The sequence below is a fragment of the Nonomuraea sp. NPDC049607 genome, assembly GCF_040675375.1.
In the GTDB taxonomy this organism is placed as follows: domain Bacteria; phylum Actinomycetota; class Actinomycetes; order Streptosporangiales; family Streptosporangiaceae; genus Nonomuraea.
In genome coordinates this window covers 17,113-34,980 of the sequence record NZ_JBFAOV010000042.1, presented here as the reverse complement: position 1 = coordinate 34,980, position 17,868 = coordinate 17,113, and the positions used below count along the sequence as shown (strand labels likewise).

General features: G+C 68.6%; 22 protein-coding genes and 1 pseudogene. 8 read left to right on the top strand and 15 right to left on the bottom strand.

The window, feature by feature from the left end:
* Positions 1 to 27: 27 nt before the first annotated feature.
* Positions 28 to 933, bottom strand: coding sequence for an LLM class flavin-dependent oxidoreductase (locus tag AB0J97_RS44620; RefSeq protein WP_364101407.1), 906 nt, complete (start codon positions 931 to 933; stop codon positions 28 to 30).
* Positions 934 to 1,498: 565 nt separating this feature from the next.
* Between AB0J97_RS44620 and AB0J97_RS44615 the strand changes: the two genes are divergently transcribed.
* Entirely contained in the window at positions 1,499 to 1,909 is a 411-nt protein-coding gene (locus tag AB0J97_RS44615) for a Rid family hydrolase (protein WP_364101404.1), read from the top strand.
* 477 nt (positions 1,910 to 2,386) lie between these two features.
* On the opposite strand, the gene AB0J97_RS44610 is transcribed toward AB0J97_RS44615, so the two are convergent.
* Positions 2,387 to 2,740 carry a hypothetical protein gene (locus tag AB0J97_RS44610; RefSeq protein ID WP_364101401.1) on the bottom strand — a complete coding sequence of 118 codons (354 nt, stop codon included), beginning with the start codon at positions 2,738 to 2,740 and terminating at the stop codon, positions 2,387 to 2,389.
* 198 nt (positions 2,741 to 2,938) lie between these two features.
* The gene (locus AB0J97_RS44605) at positions 2,939 to 3,256 is read right to left on the bottom strand and encodes a hypothetical protein (protein WP_364101398.1); all 318 of its coding nucleotides are present in this window, start codon (positions 3,254 to 3,256) and stop codon (positions 2,939 to 2,941) included.
* 232 nt (positions 3,257 to 3,488) lie between these two features.
* Between AB0J97_RS44605 and AB0J97_RS44600 the strand changes: the two genes are divergently transcribed.
* A complete protein-coding gene (locus AB0J97_RS44600; protein WP_364101395.1) occupies positions 3,489 to 3,908 on the top strand; it encodes a Tn3 family transposase in 420 nt (139 codons plus the stop codon).
* Positions 3,909 to 3,941: 33 nt separating this feature from the next.
* On the opposite strand, the gene AB0J97_RS44595 is transcribed toward AB0J97_RS44600, so the two are convergent.
* The 5 genes from AB0J97_RS44595 to AB0J97_RS44575 all read right to left on the bottom strand — a co-directional run bounded on the left by AB0J97_RS44595 (position 3,942) and on the right by AB0J97_RS44575 (position 8,333).
* Positions 3,942 to 4,361, bottom strand: a complete 420-nt coding sequence (locus AB0J97_RS44595) for a hemerythrin domain-containing protein (RefSeq protein WP_364101392.1) — start codon at positions 4,359 to 4,361, stop codon at positions 3,942 to 3,944.
* Positions 4,358 to 4,591: a hypothetical protein gene (locus tag AB0J97_RS44590; protein ID WP_364101389.1), complete on the bottom strand. Its 234-nt coding sequence runs from the start codon at positions 4,589 to 4,591 to the stop codon at positions 4,358 to 4,360. Before AB0J97_RS44590 ends, AB0J97_RS44595 begins: the two co-directional genes overlap by 4 nt.
* A gap of 2 nt (positions 4,592 to 4,593) precedes the next feature.
* Positions 4,594 to 5,487, bottom strand: a complete 894-nt coding sequence (locus tag AB0J97_RS44585; protein ID WP_364101386.1) for a carbon-nitrogen hydrolase family protein — start codon at positions 5,485 to 5,487, stop codon at positions 4,594 to 4,596.
* A 462-nt stretch (positions 5,488 to 5,949) separates the two neighbouring features.
* Positions 5,950 to 7,920: a right-handed parallel beta-helix repeat-containing protein gene (locus tag AB0J97_RS44580; protein WP_364101383.1), complete on the bottom strand. Its 1,971-nt coding sequence runs from the start codon at positions 7,918 to 7,920 to the stop codon at positions 5,950 to 5,952.
* Positions 7,921 to 8,054: 134 nt separating this feature from the next.
* On the bottom strand, positions 8,055 to 8,333 hold the full coding sequence (locus AB0J97_RS44575; RefSeq protein WP_364101380.1) for a hypothetical protein: 279 nt from the start codon (positions 8,331 to 8,333) through the stop codon (positions 8,055 to 8,057).
* Between the two features lie 25 nt (positions 8,334 to 8,358).
* On the opposite strand from AB0J97_RS44575, the gene AB0J97_RS44570 reads away from it, so the two are divergent.
* A complete protein-coding gene (locus tag AB0J97_RS44570) occupies positions 8,359 to 8,850 on the top strand; it encodes a hypothetical protein (protein ID WP_364101377.1) in 492 nt (163 codons plus the stop codon).
* Positions 8,851 to 8,936: 86 nt separating this feature from the next.
* Complete coding sequence (locus AB0J97_RS44565; RefSeq protein WP_364101374.1) at positions 8,937 to 9,203, top strand: hypothetical protein; 267 nt, start codon at positions 8,937 to 8,939, stop codon at positions 9,201 to 9,203.
* A 294-nt stretch (positions 9,204 to 9,497) separates the two neighbouring features.
* Here AB0J97_RS44565 and AB0J97_RS44560 read toward each other — a convergent pair whose 3' ends face one another.
* Positions 9,498 to 9,632: a hypothetical protein gene (locus AB0J97_RS44560; protein ID WP_364101371.1), complete on the bottom strand. Its 135-nt coding sequence runs from the start codon at positions 9,630 to 9,632 to the stop codon at positions 9,498 to 9,500.
* 66 nt (positions 9,633 to 9,698) lie between these two features.
* Between AB0J97_RS44560 and AB0J97_RS44555 the strand changes: the two are divergent.
* A pseudogene (locus AB0J97_RS44555) lies at positions 9,699 to 9,950 on the top strand (Tn3 family transposase); the annotation flags it as partial.
* A gap of 104 nt (positions 9,951 to 10,054) precedes the next feature.
* On the opposite strand, the gene AB0J97_RS44550 reads toward AB0J97_RS44555, so the two are convergent.
* Both AB0J97_RS44550 and AB0J97_RS44545 read right to left on the bottom strand, forming a co-directional pair.
* Positions 10,055 to 11,161: a serine hydrolase domain-containing protein gene (locus AB0J97_RS44550; RefSeq protein WP_364101368.1), complete on the bottom strand. Its 1,107-nt coding sequence runs from the start codon at positions 11,159 to 11,161 to the stop codon at positions 10,055 to 10,057.
* Between the two features lie 146 nt (positions 11,162 to 11,307).
* Complete coding sequence (locus tag AB0J97_RS44545; RefSeq protein WP_364101365.1) at positions 11,308 to 12,042, bottom strand: hypothetical protein; 735 nt, start codon at positions 12,040 to 12,042, stop codon at positions 11,308 to 11,310.
* Between the two features lie 198 nt (positions 12,043 to 12,240).
* Between AB0J97_RS44545 and AB0J97_RS44540 the strand changes: the two genes are divergently transcribed.
* The 3 genes from AB0J97_RS44540 (at position 12,241) to AB0J97_RS44530 (ending at position 14,649) form a co-directional block, all read left to right on the top strand.
* Positions 12,241 to 12,792 carry an NUDIX hydrolase gene (locus AB0J97_RS44540; protein WP_364101362.1) on the top strand — a complete coding sequence of 184 codons (552 nt, stop codon included), beginning with the start codon at positions 12,241 to 12,243 and terminating at the stop codon, positions 12,790 to 12,792.
* Between the two features lie 88 nt (positions 12,793 to 12,880).
* Positions 12,881 to 13,399, top strand: a complete 519-nt coding sequence (locus AB0J97_RS44535) for a SigE family RNA polymerase sigma factor (protein ID WP_364101359.1) — start codon at positions 12,881 to 12,883, stop codon at positions 13,397 to 13,399.
* Entirely contained in the window at positions 13,396 to 14,649 is a 1,254-nt protein-coding gene (locus AB0J97_RS44530) for a hypothetical protein (RefSeq protein WP_364101356.1), read from the top strand. The genes AB0J97_RS44535 and AB0J97_RS44530 overlap by 4 nt, the downstream gene beginning before the upstream one ends.
* A gap of 705 nt (positions 14,650 to 15,354) precedes the next feature.
* On the opposite strand, the gene AB0J97_RS44525 is transcribed toward AB0J97_RS44530, so the two are convergent.
* From AB0J97_RS44525 to AB0J97_RS44510, 4 genes are all read right to left on the bottom strand, one after another.
* Complete coding sequence (locus tag AB0J97_RS44525) at positions 15,355 to 15,870, bottom strand: DUF3592 domain-containing protein (RefSeq protein WP_357706038.1); 516 nt, start codon at positions 15,868 to 15,870, stop codon at positions 15,355 to 15,357.
* Between the two features lie 464 nt (positions 15,871 to 16,334).
* The gene (locus tag AB0J97_RS44520; protein WP_364101353.1) at positions 16,335 to 16,670 is read right to left on the bottom strand and encodes an ATP-binding protein; all 336 of its coding nucleotides are present in this window, start codon (positions 16,668 to 16,670) and stop codon (positions 16,335 to 16,337) included.
* 234 nt (positions 16,671 to 16,904) lie between these two features.
* On the bottom strand, positions 16,905 to 17,300 hold the full coding sequence (locus AB0J97_RS44515) for an alpha/beta fold hydrolase (RefSeq protein WP_364101350.1): 396 nt from the start codon (positions 17,298 to 17,300) through the stop codon (positions 16,905 to 16,907).
* A gap of 71 nt (positions 17,301 to 17,371) precedes the next feature.
* Positions 17,372 to 17,860, bottom strand: coding sequence for an alpha/beta fold hydrolase (locus tag AB0J97_RS44510; protein WP_364101347.1), 489 nt, complete (start codon positions 17,858 to 17,860; stop codon positions 17,372 to 17,374).
* Positions 17,861 to 17,868: the final 8 nt, after the last annotated feature.

Genomic DNA, 17,868 nt, shown 5'->3' with positions numbered 1-17,868 from the left:
TTCAGGTGGTGCGTCGGCCGGTCCAGGTCAGCCCGTGGTGAACTCGAAGGTCGGGTTCCGCCGGGCCCCCACCCGCTCCAGCGCCTCGGCCAGCAGGTGGACCTGGTCCAGGGAACTGCTGGCCGGGTAGAGCACCAGGTCGTCGACGCCCGCGTCCGACAAAGCGATCAGTTCCTTGAGCAGGCGCTCGTCGGAGTCGAGCGAGTCGGCCCGGACCGGCTCGTAGTACGGGGACTCCCTGGAGCCGTAGTAGTGGGCCACATACTCGTCGGTGAGCTGGACGGCCTCGGAACCGCAGCAGAAGTAGCGGCCGGTGAGGATGTGCGGCTTGCCAGGCCGCTCAGCCGCGGCCCACGCCTCGGTGGCGCCCTGCACGCCGTTCACCAGCAGGTCCAGGCTCAGCGTCGGCGCCACCCAGCCGTCGCCGAAGCGGGCGGCGCGGGCATAGCCCGCAGGGATCAGGCCACCGATGAGCAGCTTGGGACGGCCCTTGCCGGGCAGCGGGGTGGGGCCGGAGACGCTGGTGACCTCCCCGTCCCAGACACGGCGCATTTCGGTCAGGGTGTCGTCGAAGATCTTGCCGTGGCCCTTTTCGGGAGCGCCGCTGAGGGTGAAGTCGTCCGGCCAGCCTCCGATGCCCAGGCCCGCCGTGAGCCGGCCCTCCGAGATCAGGTCGATGGTGGCGAGCTGCTTGGCGAACAGGATCGGGTTGCCCCGCCATCCGACGTTCAGCACGCTGGTGAACAGCTGGACGCGCTCGGTCACCGCCGCGGCGACGCCGAGGGAGACCAGCGGGTCCAGGATGTCGTAGACCAGGCGGTCGATGGATCCCAGGGAGTGGAAGCCGAGGCGCTCGCTGTCCTCCGCCCACTGCTTGACCTCCCGCGCAGGACGTCCGGGAACGGCGATCGGCAGACCAATTCCAATATTCACGAGCACTCCGTCTCAACCAGATCTCACTACGGGCACAACGATTCGGACAGTCCGTTTCCGGCTGTCCTCATGCGCCGGCGAGGCGCACAGCCGTGACGATATTCAGCGAGATCGGCATCGGTCTTGTACGGATCGGACACGCTCCGGGGATCTCCCACCTGACCGGGACCGCGGGAGCAGGCCGTTGCGCACCAGCGGGTCATCTTCACCGTGCACGAGAGGAAACGCCTCGGCCGTAGCGCGGCCGAGCTGCCGACCATCGCCGAGGACCTGGAACCGCCCACCGGTCCGGTGCAGGGCCTCTACGACTCCTCGGTCCGTGAGGGCGGCCGCTCGCCGGCCTCAGACGACATGATCGCCTACGCTCGCAGCCTGCACGCCCGCGGCGTACCGGTGCCCGACATCGCCCGCAAGCTCCTCATCCCCACTGGCAAGAACAAAGGCCACAACTCACCCACCACAAGAAGGGCAGCGGCAGGGCTCCCAGGCCGGATAAACCTGTGGCGTAACGAAAGATCCTTTGACATGGTGACCACGTTCTTGGCTGATTCGAAGGGAAACGACCATGGGCCGTGCAGTTACGTTGATCCGCTCGTCCTCCTTGTCCGACGTCGCCGAGTACGCCTACGCGGCCACGGCACCCCCCGGATCCCGCCTGATCTTCCTTGCCGGCGCCTGCCCGCTGAACAAGGATGGATCCACGGCGGCGGTGGGAGACTACGCAGGTCAGGCAGCGAAGGCCCTCGAAAACATGCAGACCGCGCTGACGGACGCCGGCGCCTCCCTGCATGACATCATCAGCACCAGGGTTCTCGTGGCGTCCAGCAGGCAGCAGGACCTGGGGGCCGCCTGGGCGGTAGTCCGGGCCTTCTTCGGTGATCACGACGTTCCCAGCACATTGATGGGCGTCACAGTGCTGGGTTACGAAGATCAACTCGTGGAGATCGAAGCCATCGCCGCCGTGCTCGACTCCTGAGGTTGATGAACTGATCGACGCGGCGTTCGCCACGGGAGGGGCACAGCCGGCCATCTCGCAGCCTTCCAGGCGCAGTGCCCCGCCGATCACGGCGTCTACGGCCTGCAGTCCGGGCGCCCGGGAGTCCGCGAGGTCCACCAGGCCGGTACGGGCTCCGGTGAGGACCGGCGCTTCCTCGAACTCACACTTGGTCAAGATCAGTGGGTGCTGCACCTCGGCGTACGACAGGTCCGATCGGCCCGCGATCCGGGCGCCGGACAGATGCAATCCGGGCGTCTGCCCGGCAAGGCGTTCCCGGGCGCCGAGCAACATCCTTGCGATGATCGCAGCCCGAACGGAGGCGCCAGGAAGATCCACAGGACGCACTGCGGCAAACGCCTCCCAGAGGGCGTCCGAGAGGGGGTCGCCGGGTTGCTTCCTGCGCACGGGCACCCGACCGCGAGCAGGCACGCAACCCGGCAAGCTCCGGTCACGACACTAGCTGTTGCTGATCTTCCCCCAGCCGGACTGCAGGGGGACGAGATGGGTGATCTTGAGTCGGTAGTGGTTGGTCAGGCCTCGCGTGACCGCACCGCATGTCGTTCCACCGCACGTGTAGGTCGGACCAACCTTGACGTTGAGGTCAACGTCCCACAGTTCGCCGGTCATGTACGGGGATGCCTGCCAACTGATCCAGCCGTTAGTCGCCGCCAGGGTGCCGGTGGTGCACGAGCCGTATGTGTTGTCCGGCTTCTGCGGGGTTGAACAGGTGCTGCTGGCCGCGTAGGCAGGCGACGAGACCGCCGTGGACAAGGCGGCGGCGACCACCACAGCGGTCAGCCCCCAGCTCATTCGTCTGAACCTCATGAACAGACCTTCCATCTCAGAAGCGGCTGAACACCGCTTCAGCCCTCGTTGTCACGTCGACCGTAGAGAGCCACCGTTGGACCCCCGTTGGGTGGTTGTTGGGCCAGACGCCTGACTTGTCGAATCTGGTAGGGGCCGGGCGTCGTGACGGCGCGACGTGGCTCGATGCGGCGGCGAGATCGGTCACTGTTTGACGCTGTAGCTGCTGGAGATGGCGTAGTCGTCGTAGGGCGCCTTGCAGAAGGCGCTCGCCGTCCCGCTGGGGACAGGTGCCCAGTCTCCCCAGAACCACTTCAGGTACCCATCCCTGGACTGGCACAGAACGCCGGCGGCGACGTACCCGACCCCCCTTGAGCACCGAGCGCCGGCTGCGGTGGGGGAGTAGACGTAGCTGGTGCAGCCTGACGGCAGGGGGTCGGCCCAGGCCGCACTCGGGATCAGGGCCGGCAGGGAGAGCATCGCGGCACCGGCGAGGGTCAAGGAGAGCTTTCGCAGATTCATGCCGTCAAGGTAAAAGGGCCCCGTTTGGCTCAGGTTGGTTTCCAGTTGGGGCCCACCGTCCCCATCGCCCTTGCGGAGCAGGTCCCGGCCGGGGCGCCGACGTCGTTCGTTCCGGCCCGCTACGCCGAATACCTGACCGAGGCCCGCAGGAGCTCGGCGGCTGGTCATTCCGCCGCTGCCTGCCGAGGACGTTCCCGCCGAGGCGCGGGCGCTGCGGGATGAGCTGTCGAGCATGCTGCCGTTTGTGCCGATCGCTTCCCGGCGGGCGGAAGTCGACCCAGCCGGTGGCGGCACCATGTCGTCCTCCGACGGGCAGCGCTTCCCCGTCCGCGGCAAGTCTCTCACCAGCCGTGACATGGTCATCCACGGCGGCCGGGGCCTGTCGGCCTACACCCACGTGTCCGATCAGTGGTCGACCTACGGGACCAAGCAGATCGTCCCGACCGCCCGCGAGGGCCACGACACCCTGGACGAGTTGCTCGGCAACGCCACCGACACCCATGGCGCGACCTTGGTGAACTCCGGGCTGTTCGACATCGAGGGCCGGCGGCCCCTGCGCCCGACGATGGCGGTCAACTTCGGCAGTCCCGCTCACGTCCTGGCATTGCGCGGCGCGACCGATGGCCTGCCGTACGACGCTCAGACGCGCTGACGGTCACCTCGTCCCCAACGTCCTGCGGCGAGGCTAGGCCTCCTCGGGGAGGGCGAGCATCTTGTTGAGGATCGGGACCAACTGCTCCTCCTCGTAGTCCAGATGGGCCTCCAGCTCGGTGGCGAGCCGGTCCAACTCCTCGCCGATCGCCGTACCGTCGTGGTCGAGAAGCTGCCTGATCCGTTCCGTGAGCCGGGCCACCACCCGGTGCTCCGAGCGGAGCCGGGTCAGGGTCTCAGCCAGCTCGGGGTGCTCGGCGCCGAGATGGGGGAAGAGCGCGTTGTCCTCGCCTTCGTGGTGGGCGTGGAGGGCATCGCAGAACGTCAGGCAGTGTGTACGCAAGTCCACTGCACCCGCCCGCGGTGACCGCAGGTCCGCCAGGTCCCTGCGGAAGCCGTCGTGCAGTTTGATCAGCTCGTCGCCCCATGCGACGATGCGCTGTTCGTCCGTCATGCCAGTTCCTTTCGCGAGAGGTTTCCGTGGACGGCGGAGAACAGGGCCGCCAGCAGGGCCGCGCCGGCCGCGATGCCGAAGGTCCATCCGGCGCCCCCGCTGGAGAGCACCGCCGCCCCCACTGCCCCGGCCACGCTGCTGCCCACGACCCTGACCAGTGCGTTCACCCCGCCGGCCGCCGCGGTCTTGGCGGGCTCCACGTGCTCGACGGCCATCGTTCCGAGCGGCACGGTCAGAACGTCGTGCGTGTCTCACTGCGGGGATCTCCCGACACCAGGTGATCGTCATAGAGTCCAGCGCGTGCCAGGCGGCGCCAGGGCCGGGCCAGGCGGACCGACACGTCGATATCCGCCTCTGACGCGTCCAGGTCGAGATCTGCCACGGCCAGCGCCGGTCGGCCGTTCGCCGGACAGCGCGCGAGCCAGCGGCCGCCCGGCGCGACGATCCCCGACGGGACGGTCGCACTGAACTGCGCCGGGACGGAGTACCCGATCCAGTAGCCGTACAGCCTCCCGTATGCCTGCGCGACAACCGCCCGCGCCGCGTCGTCGACCATCACCGACAGCAGCACGCAGTCCACGTTCAGGCGCTCGTACTCGGCGAACACCTCGGGGAACTCGGCCTCGATACACAGCGCGCACCCGAACCGGATGCCGTCGACCTCGAAGACGACCGGGGACGAACCAGGCGCGTACATGTACGAAACCTCGGTGTTCGACAAGAACCGCTTGTCGTACCGCGTGACCAGCCGGCCTCGATCGGACACCACGTACAGGCTGTTGTGCGGCCGGTTCGGCGGGGTCAGCGGGTGGATCGAGCCGAAGGCCACCCAGAGCCCGAGCTCTCCCGCCAGTTCGGCGATCGATTCGGCCTCCTCGCGCAGCACGTCCCATCGGACCCGGCTCCAATCCGATGCGCTCAGCGTCCCAGGCGGCCCCGAAGACATCACGTGCTTGCTCGGATACGTGATCGCCCCCTCCGGAAACTGCACCAGCCGCGCCCCGGCCGCGACCGCCTCTCGCATCAGAGCGCGCACCTGCGCGCCACTGGCCCGCAGCGCACCGGGATCGGTCGGATTCTCGGGTACCGTGCTCTGCGCAACCGCCAGTCGCAACGTCCTCGCCATCCGCGGACGATATGGCAGATGCCGAGCCGGCACCACGCCTTGTGACGGCGGCGTGCCGAAGGCGATGTGACCGGCAGCCGACAGCGAGGCCGGGACCCGCGTTCTGGAGAGCAGGCTACGGACAACGGCGTTCAGGCGGACCGCGGGCGCCACAACATCACGCTGGTGGAGGTGTGGCCTCTGCTCGGATTGCGCCTGACTACCTGACGCACGGCCGTGCTCGAACTGGCCTTCACCCACCTTGGCGCGTCCGAAGCGCGGACGGAGTACGTCCACGGCAAGATCGTCTCCGGTGTCGGGTAGGCCGACACCCGGCACATGGCCGACGCCGTTTCCCGAACGTCAAGGGCCCGGCTCCCGTCAAGTCGAGAACCGGGCCCTTGACCACTTGTGGGGCCTCAGGCCGGGTGCGTCACGCACCTTTCCGGGATGAGGCACCCATCAGAGGGGCCTCCGTGTTCTTCAGGCCTTCTGCGTCTCCGCGCCGCGCATCGCCACGTCATCGATCCGGAAGGCGGACCCGGTGGGGGCGCTCCAGACGAAGGTCCAGTCGACGCGGGTCGCGCCCGTCGGCGCGGTGAACGTGCCGGCCGCCTCGGTCCAGGCCGTTTTCTGGGCCAGGGAGATGGGGTCGGTACGCAGCACCGTGCCGTTCTCGTCGCGCCAGCGCACGTTCCAGGTGACAGTCGGCATGGTGGCCACGGCCTCGCGGTACCACAGCGAAACGCGGTAGCTCTTACCGGCGATCACACCGCTGTAGCCGGGGTACTTGTCGATCGCCACCGCGCTGCCGGACCCCTCGGTGCTGGTCAGCTGCAGCGAGCCCGTGCCGCCGTGCGCGTCGCCGGTCTGGTGCGTCACGCTGGATCCGTACCAGGCGGAGTAGGGCGCCGTCGAGACGTCCTCGAAGTTCTGCTCGGTGATCGGCGGCGTCGCGGGCGCCTTGCCGTCGAACGTGCTGCCGGCGTCCTGGCCGTACTGGGGGCCGACCCACTCCGCGGCCGTGACGCGTCTGCCCATGTCGTAGATCCTGAACTGCCACGGTCCCGTGTAGGTGTTGTCGTGCCAGGAATTGTTCGACTCGTAGACGATCGACTTCTCGATCTTCTCTCCGAGGTACGGGGACCAATCCGGGTGCGCCGTGCCCCAGTTCGACAGCAGGCTCATCTGCCCGCAGTACTGCGTCGAACAGCCGCCGTCGACGGTACCGGGGTCGAAGGAGAACGTGTTGTGGTGGATGTCGAGGTTCTTCGTCCACCAGCGGCAGTCGGTGTAGAGCGGCTGGTCCTTGATGGCGGGCGCCGAGCACTTCGAGGTGTTGGCCGGCCCGACGATCAGCGTGCAGTCGCTGGTGGTCGAGGCGGCGCTGCCGCAGAACCGGTCGGCGTTCGCCCACGCGGTGATCCCGCCCCAGTTGTTCTCGAGCAGGTTGCCGGTGACCTCGATCTTGCTGGTCCGCGCGGGGATGCGCGGCTCACCGTCCGCCTCGGACAGGTAGATCGCCGCATCGGGGAACGAGTCGCCCTTGGCCGCCCGCTCGGCGCCGGCCTTCCAGGTGTTACGACGGAGGGTGTTGTTCCGGATCACGGCGTTGTAGCTGATCTCGTAGAAGATCCCGATCGACTCGTTGTCCTCGATGAGGTTGTTCTCGATGAGGAAGTCGTTGTTGTTGGTGTCCGCCCAGATCCCCGGCCCGTGGTTGTGGTGCACCCAGTTGCCGGTTACGTCGGCCCCGTTCACCGCCCAGAACTTCAGGCCACCGGTGCATCCGCACCCTTGGCCCTGGTGTTCCCAGTCGTCGGTGTTGTTGCCGGTGACCTCATTGTCCGCCACCACCAGGCCGGTGATGTGGTCGCCGTGCTGGGACGCGTTCAGGCCGAGCTGGCCGTTGTCCTTGATGCAGTTGCCGCGGATCTGGTTCCTGGCGCCGGCCATCAGCGCCGCGCCGGAGTTGTCACGGAACGTGTTGTGCTCCAGGACCCAGTCGTTGGCGGCGCTGTGGTTGACCACAGCCTCTTCCTGCGGCGCGACGAACCCGGTGACGGTCAGGTACCGGATGGTGACCCCGGTGGCCGTATCGCCGAACGCGTACTGGTTCACCCCCTTCCCGTCCAGCACCGCGCCGGGCGCGCCGATGAACGTCGCGTTTTCACCGGGCAGGATCTGGGCGTATTGGGCAGGTTCCAGCGTGTGCGTGCCGGTCTCGAAGTAGTACGTGGTGTTCGCCTTACGTAAATCCACGCCGCTGTTGTCGCCCGCCGGCACCACTACCGCGCCGGCGGGTGGTGTGGTGGGGCCGTTCAGCGACGAACTTCCGCAGACCGCAGCTTTTGTCGCCGTTGCCGTCGTAGCCTTGATCGCCGGATTGACGGCATCGCCATTCGCCGGCGTCGCGCCGCCCATGACGACAATGGCTAGTGCGACCAACGCCATTGGCCACGTTCTTCGCATTCGTGTTCTCCTCGGGTTTTCGGCCAGCCCTTACTGTCATTTACTGCTGGCCGTCAACACTGTAGCTCCCGCTCGCTCACAAGATCGAAGCTTGGACAAATTGGACAAACGAGGGATCAATCGGGCCCACGCTCAGTGACGCCGACCGCCCCGTCACGCCCGTCATCGGGCTGGACCGTGGACGACCACCTCGCCCCTGTGCGAGCAGCACGGCGTCCGCCTGTCGGGAGTTTGCCGACGTAGGCGTAGTCGTTGCGCAGGAACTCGGCGCGATCGTCGAAGTCGGCCGTCCGATCGGGACGGCCGGGCCTGCCCGCCAGGACCTCCACCTGCAGCACCCCCTTGACCGCGCTGCCCTCGACCGGCAGCCGGATCGTACGCTTGGAGCGCGACAACCAGCCCCCTCCGCTTCCCCCGGACATGTCCATGCTCTGCGACCATCAGGCGCTCCGCCTCGGCGCGCAGGTCCTCCTGCGCGGGGACCTCGGAGCGGAAACGGTCGAGCTGGGCCAGCTCATCCATGACGAGTGCTGCGGGGTAGGCCCCGCCCAGTTCCGCCCGGACCTTCGCGCGAGCCCGGTTGACGGGCGAGCGGACCGTTCCGACGCGGATGCCGAGCGCCTCGGCGGCGCTCTCCCGCGGGGGACGATCCTGAGAGAGACCGTCTCAATGCCCGGCAGCGCGCGGCATCGCCGCCCGCCTGACCATCCAGCCGTTCCAGTCCAGGACCCGGCCGGCATCCTGGACGAGCAAGAGCGCTGGGACCAGTTCCAGCGCTGCCTCGCCGACTCCGCCCTGCCACTCGACGTCCGGGCCGCCGGAGCCTTGCTCCTGCTGTTCGGCATGCCCATCTCACGCATCCGGCGGCTGCGCGCCGAGCACCTGCGCGATCAGGACGACGGACCTACCTGAACGTCGGACGCCACCCGCTGCTCAACCCGCCCCGGCTCGCGAACCTCCTCCGCCAGTTAGCCACCGCCCCGGTCAACCGCACCCGCATGGCCGTCCCCGTCACCTGGCTGTTTCCCGGTCGCCCCCCGGGCCAGCCCGCGAGCTCCGGGTTCGGCGGCAAGCTCCTCGAGCATGGCGTCGACATCCGCCCCGCGCGCAACGCCGCCCTCATCGCCCTGGTCGAGGACATCCCCGCGCCGATCTTGGCCGACATTCTCGGCCTGCACATCAACACCGCCGTCCGGTGGGCCAACGTCGCCAAACGGGACTGGAGCGCCTACCTCGCCGCCCGCAATGCTATGGTCCCGCCATGACTCAACAGCGATCAACGGGACCGACCGGCTTCCAGTAGTGCGCCAGGAAATACCTGGCGGTGCTACCCGGGGAGCCTCATGTCCCGCACTGCCCATCACATTGATCGTGCGATTCCCGACGGGGGTGGCCTGAGGGGAGTCCCATGGCGATCAGTGACAATAGTTGATCGCCGTTACAGCGCCGCATGCCTGCGACAGGCACGACGGGCCGGTCACCGGCCACTTCCGATGTCCCTCCGCCGCAAGGTCGACGTCTACTCCTGGGCCAGGGCCGACCCGCGGGACCAGTCGGTATCAGAGTGGGCCGACGTCGAGGAGCGTCGGACGCGCCAACGCCTGCGCCTCAGGCTCGAAGCCATCCGCAAGAGGGTCAAGGCCACTGCCGATGGCTCTCTTGCCGTCGAGGCTGTCGGTGATCTCGAAGTTCACCCCGCGCGACACCGTCGCAACGCCATCTGGCAGTACTGATCACGGAATACTGCATCCATCGAATAAGTGCAGCCGGAGGCCGTCACGACCGACCAGGCGTCCGATTTGGACACGGTATTCGGGATCTTCTCCATGCTGGGCCATCGGTTCGCGCCTCGCTTCGCCGACCTGGGGGACCAGCGGCTCTGGCGCGCCGAGGTGCCCGACGTGACGACGCCGTCGCACGGGCCGCTGGAGGCGATCGCCCGTAACAAGATCAACCGGCAGAAGATCGCTACGCAGTGGTCGGACATGACCCGGGTCGCCGGATGCCTGGTCACCAACCAGGTCCGCTGGGGCTGGTCGTCAACGCGGTCGCGCTGTGGAACTCGAAGTACCTGTCGGCCGCGGTCGACCGGCTGCGCGCCGCTTCTCCGGCACGGTCAGCCGTGCAGCGCGACGTCGTACAGAGCCGCGAGCGCTTCGTCGATGGGATGGGGCTGCGGCCTGCCCGTGGAGTCGAGCCTGTTCCACCTCTGCATGTTCACCGCGACGGACATCTGCCGCTTGGCGTCGGCGCTGCTCATGGCCAGCGCTCCGGCGCCCCAGACGGTCCCGCCATGCCCCCAGAAGGTGCCGCCGGGCGTCTCCATCGGGTACAGGCCCAGCCCGTACTCGATGATCTTGCTCTCCTGGGAGACGACGCGGACGGTACGCCGCATCTCCGCCAGCGACGACGGGCCGACGATCTCACCGGCGAACAGCGAGGCGTAGAACCGGTTGAGATCCGCGACGGTCGAGATCAGCGAACCCGCCAGTCCCGCGAACGACATGTCGAAGACGCTGAAGTCGCGCGGCGGCTCGATCATGCCGAACCACGCCTCGTAGATCCGCGACTGCGGGCCGCCGAACCGCGGCTCGTCGGGAAGCTCGGTGTCCCGCAGCCCGGCGCGCTCGATGACGTTCCGGGTGATGTACGTCTCGGCCGTCGTGCCGGTCACCTGCTCCAGAAGCTGGCCGAGCAGGAGGTAGTTGGTGTTGGAGTACAACCCCGGAGTGCCGCCTGGCACGCTGAAGGCGGGGGCGGAGACGCCCTTCTCGATCAGCTCGATGGGGTGGAACCGGGTGAGCCGGTGGTCTTCCAGGCTCTGCGGCCTGGTGTCGGCCAGGACCGGGAAGGCCTTGAGGGAGGGGTAGACGTACGGGAGGTATTCGGCGAGGCCGCTGGTGTGGTTGATCAGCATCCGGACCGTGATCGCGTCGCCGCGTTCTCCGGGAATCAGCTTCGGCAGGTAGCGGCCGATCGGCGCGTCGAGACCGATCTGACCGCCTTCGACCAGCTGCATCACCGCGGCGGCGGTGAAGGTCTTGGTGATGCTGCCGACCCGGTGCCGCATGTCGGCGGAGACGGGGCGGCCGGTGGCGAGGTCGGCGACCCCCGCGGCGCCGCGCCAGACCTCGTCGCCGTCCCGTACCTCGGCGAACAGGCCGGGCATTCCGGCGCGGTGGACGTTCTCCAGGGCGGCGTTCAGCTCTTCGGGACTTCTCATGACACGCGTCCTTTCGTCGGTGCCGGACTGATGTCCCTATTATGCACGCACTGCGTGCATCGCCAAGTGCATACGTCTACCGATCCCGCATCACCCTGGCCCTGCGCGTGCGCAGATCCCCAGGCGCCACCACCGGCTCGTGGTCCTCAGTCCGCGAGGCCGGGATCAGCTCTTGGCCGACGGTGTGCAGAATCGCACCTCGGGGTAGCGCTGGGAGGGCTTGTCCAGGAGGGGCTGCGGCCTGCCGCGCAGGTGCAGGTCGAAGAAGGCGGCGACGTACTCGCGTTCGCGCAGGCGGCGCAGGTGGCGACCCGGCCGCCGGGGAGGGTGGTGGCGAAGTTCTCGTAGGTGTGGTCGATGCCGGCCACCACGTACCCCCTGCTCGCCAGGTCCTCGGCCAGACCCGTCAGCGAACTGCGAGGCCAGGTGAAGCCGGGCGACAGCACCACCAGCGGCAGGCTGCGCCGGCGTCCCGAGGGCTCGGCGTCGGTGAAGGCGTTCGTACGCGTCCGGCTCAGCCCGTCTGGCGGGATGGTCTCCAGTTCCTTGATCCCCGAGCCTTTCAGGAGCAGCTCCGACTCCTTGGGCGTGACGTAAGGCGCGCGCCGGCCGGTGTGCGCCGCCGTCGGGTACCACAGGGAGACCATGAGCTCCCTCGTCTTGGCCGCGGGGACCCACGGGTCGGAGCGGGAGGTGTCGGTCAGGTGCAAGGTCGTCGTGCCGACGCGGTGAGGGCCGGTCGGCTTCGGGAGATACGGCGTGCTGGGCGCCGCGGCAGCGGGCGAGGCCCAGGCGATGGAGGCCGTGAGGGCGAGCACTCCCGCGACGGCGGCCACGATTGCGGGCCTTCTTCGCGCGGGGGAGGGAGTGTGGTGCGTCATGGGGTTGATCTTGTGGTTTCGGATCGGCGCCGACATCGGCCGCGAGTCCGGGACGTCCTCGGCCGAAAGGTTGATCTCCGGAGACGAGGCCGAAACGAACGGCCGAGCCGCTGCTCAGCGTTGGGCCGGCACGTCGGAGCACGTCGTCTTAGGCGATGTGTCCTCGCCGAGGGCCTGATGATCCATAGGCTTGGGCGTGTGGGTGACGCCAGGGCCGGCGAGTGGACGCAGATGGGCGAGCTGGACGAGCCGGCCGGGTTCTTGGAAGTCCGTGGCCGCCGCTACCGCTACCCAGACGGCAACGAGGACGTATGGGACATCCTCGTGGGCGGCGCGACCGTCGCAGTCGTCGCCGTGACCGAGGACGAGCAGGTGGTGCTGGCCCGGCAGTACCGGCCGGGGCCTGGACGGGTGCTGCTGGAGCTGCCGGGTGGAAACGCTGACGGAGACGAGCCGGTCGAGGTCGCGGCCGCTCGGGAACTGCTGGAGGAGACCGGCTACGAAGCTGCGACCCTCGAAGTGGTCATGCAGACCTTCCTGTCGTCGTACGCCTCACATCGCCGCCACGCGGTCCTGGCCCGCGGTTGCCGGAAAGTCGCCGAGCCGAGTCTGGACGACGCCGAGTTCATCGAGACCGTGCTGATGCCGGTCGGCGCGTTCGTCCAGCACGTGCTCAGCGGGCAGCTGACCGACACCGACGTCGCCTTCGCGGGGCTGGTCGCCGCCGGATACCTGAAGCCGGCCATCTGACTGTCCGCGGTTCTTCCATCGGGCCCGGGCGTGGGTTTCCTCCAACCGGCTTCCGACGTCCGGCGTTCATTAGGGCGGAAGGAGTCGTATGGACAGATATGAAGGATTCCGGGAGTTCGTCAGCGCCCGTCAGCAGGCGTTGATGCGCACCGCGTACCTGCTCACGGGGGACGCGCACCGGGCTGAGGACCTCCTGCAGACCGTGCTGACCCGGATCGCCAGACACTGGCCCAAGCTGGCCAAGGACGGCAATCCGGAGGCATATGCCCGGCGGGCCCTGGTCAATGAGCACGTGTCCTGGCTGCGGCGCAGACGCTCGGACATCCTGACCAGCAGACCGCCGGAACCGGCCTACGATCCGGAGTCCGCCGGGCTGCACCGGATGGTCCTGCAACAGGTGCTCCTCCGGCTGACTCCGCGGCAGCGCGCCGTCCTCGTGCTGCGTTTCTACGAGGACCTCAGCGTCGAGGAGACCGCCGACGCGCTGGGCTGCTCACCCGGCACGGTCAAGAGCCAGACCCACTACGCCTTGGGCCGCCTGCGCGTCCTCGCGCCCGAACTGGCCGATCTGTTGTCCGAAGTCGATCCGGTGGAGGTGCCGCGATGACGAGGTTCCGTGACGAGCTCGACTCGATCGCCCGACAAGCACCCGACGTCGATCTCGCCGAGGTCGCGCTGCGGGGCGCCCGGCGTACGCGAACGGCTCTGATCAGCGGCTCCGCGACCGCGGCCGTCGCCGCACTGACGCTGGCCGTCACTGTTCTCATCAATCCCGGCGGGCCCGCCGGCGTCGGCACCGTCACGAGCGGTACGCCCTCGTCCGGTGCGACCTTCCACGGCATCCCCGCGCGGCCCACGCCGTCGCCGGAGGACCTCGTCCCCGTCCGCGCCGTCCTGCCCGCGTCCGGGGTGGGGCCGGTGCGCTACGCCTACTACGACTTCTGCCAGGACACGTGGAAGCCCGGCGAGGACAACGCGCCGGTGGCCGACGAGACGTGCCTGCAGTGGAAGGTGGTCCTGCAGGACGGAACCCGGTACCGGGTCGCCGATGCGCTGAGCGTCTACACCGACCAGACCAAGAAGAACTACATGAACACCGCCGCCCCGCTGGCGATCTCCCGCGACGGACGCCGCATCGCCTACTACGCCCCCGACCGCGAACGCTTCACCGTCCGCGAGCTCGACACCGGCCAGGTCTGGGAGATCCCGCAGGTCGTCAGGCGCAAGGCCATGGTCAAGGGCGGCGGACTGATCACCTTCTCGCCGGACGGGCGCCGGCTCGGACTGAGCCTGAGCGGCATTCCCCAGGTCATCGTGGACGTCGAGAGCGGGCGGGTCGTCGAGGAGGCGCCCAAGGGCTGGTTCTTCCTCAATCCCGCCGACGAGGGCGTACCCACGGTCGTGGAGCATGAGCGCGCCCGGTTCGGCGTGCTCTCGGACGGCAAGGTGACGGTCTTCGCCGAGCCGAAGACCTGGGCGCTGACGGGAGCCGTCGGCCCGGACGGCGCGACCGTGGCCATGCTGACCGGCCCGACGGCGCAGGGGGAGAGCATGACGAACGGCGAACCGTACGACAAGGTCGTCACCGTGGACTGGGCGAGCGGCAAGGTCAGGTCCGAGGTCAAGCTCGACCCGCCGCGGCGGCTGCGTCCTTACCGGCTGGGGTCCTGGCTCAACGAGCGTGAGGTCCTGGCCTTGGGCAGCGCCGAACCAGATCCGGACTCCGGCCGGTCGCCGGATCTGGGCGACACGGCCTACGCCATCGACGTGACCACCGGCAAGATCCGGAAGCTCGGCGACTACCGGCTGCCACCGTGGGGCGGCAGCATCTCGGCGCCCGGCTTCCCCGGCGGCTGACGAACCAGGACGACCTGGTCGGCCTCGGCCTCTTCAGCCGGCAACCATCCGCATCACCCCCGGTAGATCACCCCGCCCGCACGTTCCGACGGCCCCGAACCCAGGACGCCGATCCATCGGGCCGTTCGGTTCACGTGGTGATGTACCGCCCTGTACTCGCCGATGTCACGGCCCGGGGAGGCGCTGTCGATCTACTCGATGCGGTTCACCTTCCTCAACCCGTACGCCTAAGCCTTCTACCACGAGCATCTGGTCAATCTGATCGGCGGGCTGTCGATGCGCAGGCAGGTCCCGCACTCGGTACTGTCGTCGAGCGTGGAGACGGCCTGGACGTTCACCTCCGAGCGGACGCCCGAGGCCAAGCCGCTGCCGCTGCTCGCCGTCCGCTACGCACCGGCGGATCTGGACGGCTTCGACCGTGCCCGTGCCGGCACGGTGACCAGGGTGCCCGTCCGGGTGGAGCGTGACCCCGGTGCACCGCAGGCCCAGGTGGCGTCGCTCAGGCTGGAGATGACGGGGAGAGCTGGCTGCCTGTGCCCGTCGTCCCGGTCGGATCTGGCTGGACCGTCATCCGGGCTTACGCCGCCCGTTGATCGACCCGCGATCGTGAACCACGGCCCTTTCACGAGACGGTCGATGGGCGTGCCCAAGATGACCAGTGCGGGGGTCTTCGCTGGTGCCGTCGTTCGGGAGCGGCGGGACGTGTCAGCCGACGTCCACGCCCGGAGGGCAGTCGACGGGCTCGGAGGTGCCGTCGGCGTGCTCGATCCGGCAGCCGTTCTCTGTGCCGTCGGACGGGGTGAAATGCCCCGAGATAGCGACGAAGAGGGCCAAGCCGATGGCGGCGGCGATGAGCCCGATGACGATGCCGCCGTAACCACCGCCGACGCCGACGTCACCGGCGGGCGCGGCCTTCGTCGGGTCCTGAGGGTCGTAGAGGACGTCGGTCTCCCTGCCGACGCCCAGCTGCGACTCGGTCCAGGACTCGCTGGTCACCTCCCGCCCTTCGGCGGTCGTGAAGGTCAGCACCGGACGCCGGTGCGCCCTCAGATGCTCGCCGCGTCCCGTGAACGTGGTGGCCACGTCGGTGACCACGCCCGGCACCCGCCGCGCCCCGCGGACGAACCGCCTGCCGTGCACGATCCCCCTGACCGACACCAGCACGACCACGGCGCCGAACGCCACGAACAGAAGGGGCAGGTACTCGAATACTTGCTCCATCGCGCTCCCCTTGGAATCGGCAACACCCGGACAACGATCGACAACGGTTCATGGTTCGCGGCGCTACTCGTCGCCGGTTTCCGAACATCCGCGTGCAACGGGAACGGCCGGAACACGCCAGGAAGGGGCCGTGGGCTGCTGTAGTCGCGGCTCAGCGGGTTCGGCGGCAGGCGCCACCATCCCCTGCAAGGTGGCGTGGCCCAGAGTTCAGGGCGGTACGCCCGGCCTGTGCGAGATGCTGCAGCGCACTGTGGCGGAGCTGCTGCAACGTCCACCCCTGGCGGTGCCGCCGTGCCGGCAGGTGGGGCAGGATTGGGGCCGGTTGGGAACGCCACGATGGACACGGAACCGCCTCCCGCAAGGCGATGTGACACATGAGGGAGCCGAGCCGCCTGCGCGGTGGCGGGCGCCGAGCTGGGCGGAGGTGACCCGTCGGTTGCCGGTGTGACAGACAATGCACGTTCTCACTCCGATGTTCCTCCTGCGGATGATGCGTCCTCGGATCCTGCGAAGACTACGACGAGCTCCAGCCCGCCGCCCGGGTTGGAGTTCGCTCGCGCCTCGGCCCCGTGGGCCTTCGCGATCGCTGCGACGATCGACAAGCCGAGCCCGGCGCCCTGTCCGGGGGTCGTGTGGAGCCGTCGGAAGGGCGTGAAGAGGTCGCCGAAACGTTCCTGGGGCACGTGCGGGCCGGTGTTACGTACCGTCAGCGCTCCACGGGAGAGCGTTACCTCAACGGTTCCGCCGGGATGGTTGTAGCGGACCGCGTTGTCCAGGAGGTTGGTGACGAGCCGCTTCAACAGGACAGGGTCCCCATCGACGGTGAACGGCTCCGCCCGCCCCGTCACGCTGACGCCGCGGATCTCGCCGACGTCCTCGGGAAGCCCGATCTCGATCGCTGCCGCTGGACGGCCGGCGGAGTCCGCAACTCGTGGGAGGCGTTCGCGATGAACCGCCGCTGCCCCTCGACGGACCGGCATGGCGCAGGGCAAGCACTGTGCGCCACTGTGTATGGCCAGTCCAGGCATCAGGGGTCACAGGTTGTCGGCGGCCGTTGTCGTGAAGCGCAGCAGCAGTTTGCCGGTCGTCTCGGGCGCTTCCACCATGGGGAGGTGCCCGACGCCGGGCAGCAGCTCGACCCGCGCGTTCGGCACCGCGTCGTACTGGTGCGCCGACGACGGCTCCCAACGAGGGTCGGCAGCGCCGAAGATCACCTGTACGGGGACCTGGAGGGCGGCCAGACGCTCGGGCACGCTCCGTTCGGTGATGTAGGCGGTGTTCTGGCGCAGCACCGTCCTCATCACGCGGTAGGTGATGCCCCGTACGTCGGCGACCACGTCGTCCGAGAGGTCCACCAGGCAAGCGGCCGTCGCGATGATCCCCTTGCGGATCATCGCATCCGAACGCCTCGGCCACAGGAGCGGGCCCAAAGGCGGGGCCAGCAGGAGTCGAAGGATGAACGGCTGCCGAAGGAGCGCCTCCGGGCTCGGGCCGCTACTGATCAGGCGAGCGAACCCACGAGGTCGGGACGTTGCTCAGCGAGCGCGGTGGCGACGTAGCCGCCTCTGGAGTGCCCGGCCACGGCGACGTGACGAAGGCCGAGGTCGTCCAGCAGCGCCGCCACCTGACCCGCTTGTGCGGGCACGTCGTACGACGGCGCGGGCGGGGACTGGCCGCAACCCGGGAGATCGACCCGGATGAGGTGATGGTGGGCGGCCAGTACCGGGACCATCGGGCTCCAGAAGCCGCCCGAGGCCCCCGATCCGTGGATGAGCAACAACGGCGGCGCCTGCCGCGGGCCGTCATGGACCACGTGCATCCCATGCGAGTGCTCAATGTCGAATTCCGGGGTTGAGGAACCCAGGAACAGCCGTTGGCGCTGAGATTGATCTTGAGTGGAATGCGACTTCCGGTTTCGGTGTGTGATCGTCTCGGCTTCGAGATTCGGGCATCTGGCGTGATCGTCGCTTTGACGGTGATCGGTGATCATGTCTACCG

What these genes read in the sequence shown, in the direction of transcription:
- AB0J97_RS44615 (WP_364101404.1), top strand. Translation starts at nt 1,499, where the DNA reads ATGGGCCGTGCAGTTACGTTGATCCGCTCGTCCTCCTTGTCCGACGTC.
- AB0J97_RS44610 (WP_364101401.1), bottom strand. Translation starts at nt 2,740, where the DNA reads ATGAGCTGGGGGCTGACCGCTGTGGTGGTCGCCGCCGCCTTGTCCACG.
- AB0J97_RS44605 (WP_364101398.1), bottom strand. Translation starts at nt 3,256, where the DNA reads ATGAATCTGCGAAAGCTCTCCTTGACCCTCGCCGGTGCCGCGATGCTC.
- AB0J97_RS44600 (WP_364101395.1), top strand. Translation starts at nt 3,489, where the DNA reads ATGCTGCCGTTTGTGCCGATCGCTTCCCGGCGGGCGGAAGTCGACCCA.
- AB0J97_RS44595 (WP_364101392.1), bottom strand. Translation starts at nt 4,361, where the DNA reads ATGACGGACGAACAGCGCATCGTCGCATGGGGCGACGAGCTGATCAAA.
- AB0J97_RS44585 (WP_364101386.1), bottom strand. Translation starts at nt 5,487, where the DNA reads ATGGCGAGGACGTTGCGACTGGCGGTTGCGCAGAGCACGGTACCCGAG.
- AB0J97_RS44580 (WP_364101383.1), bottom strand. Translation starts at nt 7,920, where the DNA reads ATGGCGTTGGTCGCACTAGCCATTGTCGTCATGGGCGGCGCGACGCCG.
- AB0J97_RS44570 (WP_364101377.1), top strand. Translation starts at nt 8,359, where the DNA reads ATGTCCATGCTCTGCGACCATCAGGCGCTCCGCCTCGGCGCGCAGGTC.
- AB0J97_RS44565 (WP_364101374.1), top strand. Translation starts at nt 8,937, where the DNA reads ATGGCCGTCCCCGTCACCTGGCTGTTTCCCGGTCGCCCCCCGGGCCAG.
- AB0J97_RS44550 (WP_364101368.1), bottom strand. Translation starts at nt 11,161, where the DNA reads ATGAGAAGTCCCGAAGAGCTGAACGCCGCCCTGGAGAACGTCCACCGC.
- AB0J97_RS44545 (WP_364101365.1), bottom strand. Translation starts at nt 12,042, where the DNA reads ATGACGCACCACACTCCCTCCCCCGCGCGAAGAAGGCCCGCAATCGTG.
- AB0J97_RS44535 (WP_364101359.1), top strand. Translation starts at nt 12,881, where the DNA reads ATGGACAGATATGAAGGATTCCGGGAGTTCGTCAGCGCCCGTCAGCAG.
- AB0J97_RS44530 (WP_364101356.1), top strand. Translation starts at nt 13,396, where the DNA reads ATGACGAGGTTCCGTGACGAGCTCGACTCGATCGCCCGACAAGCACCC.
- AB0J97_RS44525 (WP_357706038.1), bottom strand. Translation starts at nt 15,870, where the DNA reads ATGGAGCAAGTATTCGAGTACCTGCCCCTTCTGTTCGTGGCGTTCGGC.
- AB0J97_RS44510 (WP_364101347.1), bottom strand. Translation starts at nt 17,860, where the DNA reads ATGATCACCGATCACCGTCAAAGCGACGATCACGCCAGATGCCCGAAT.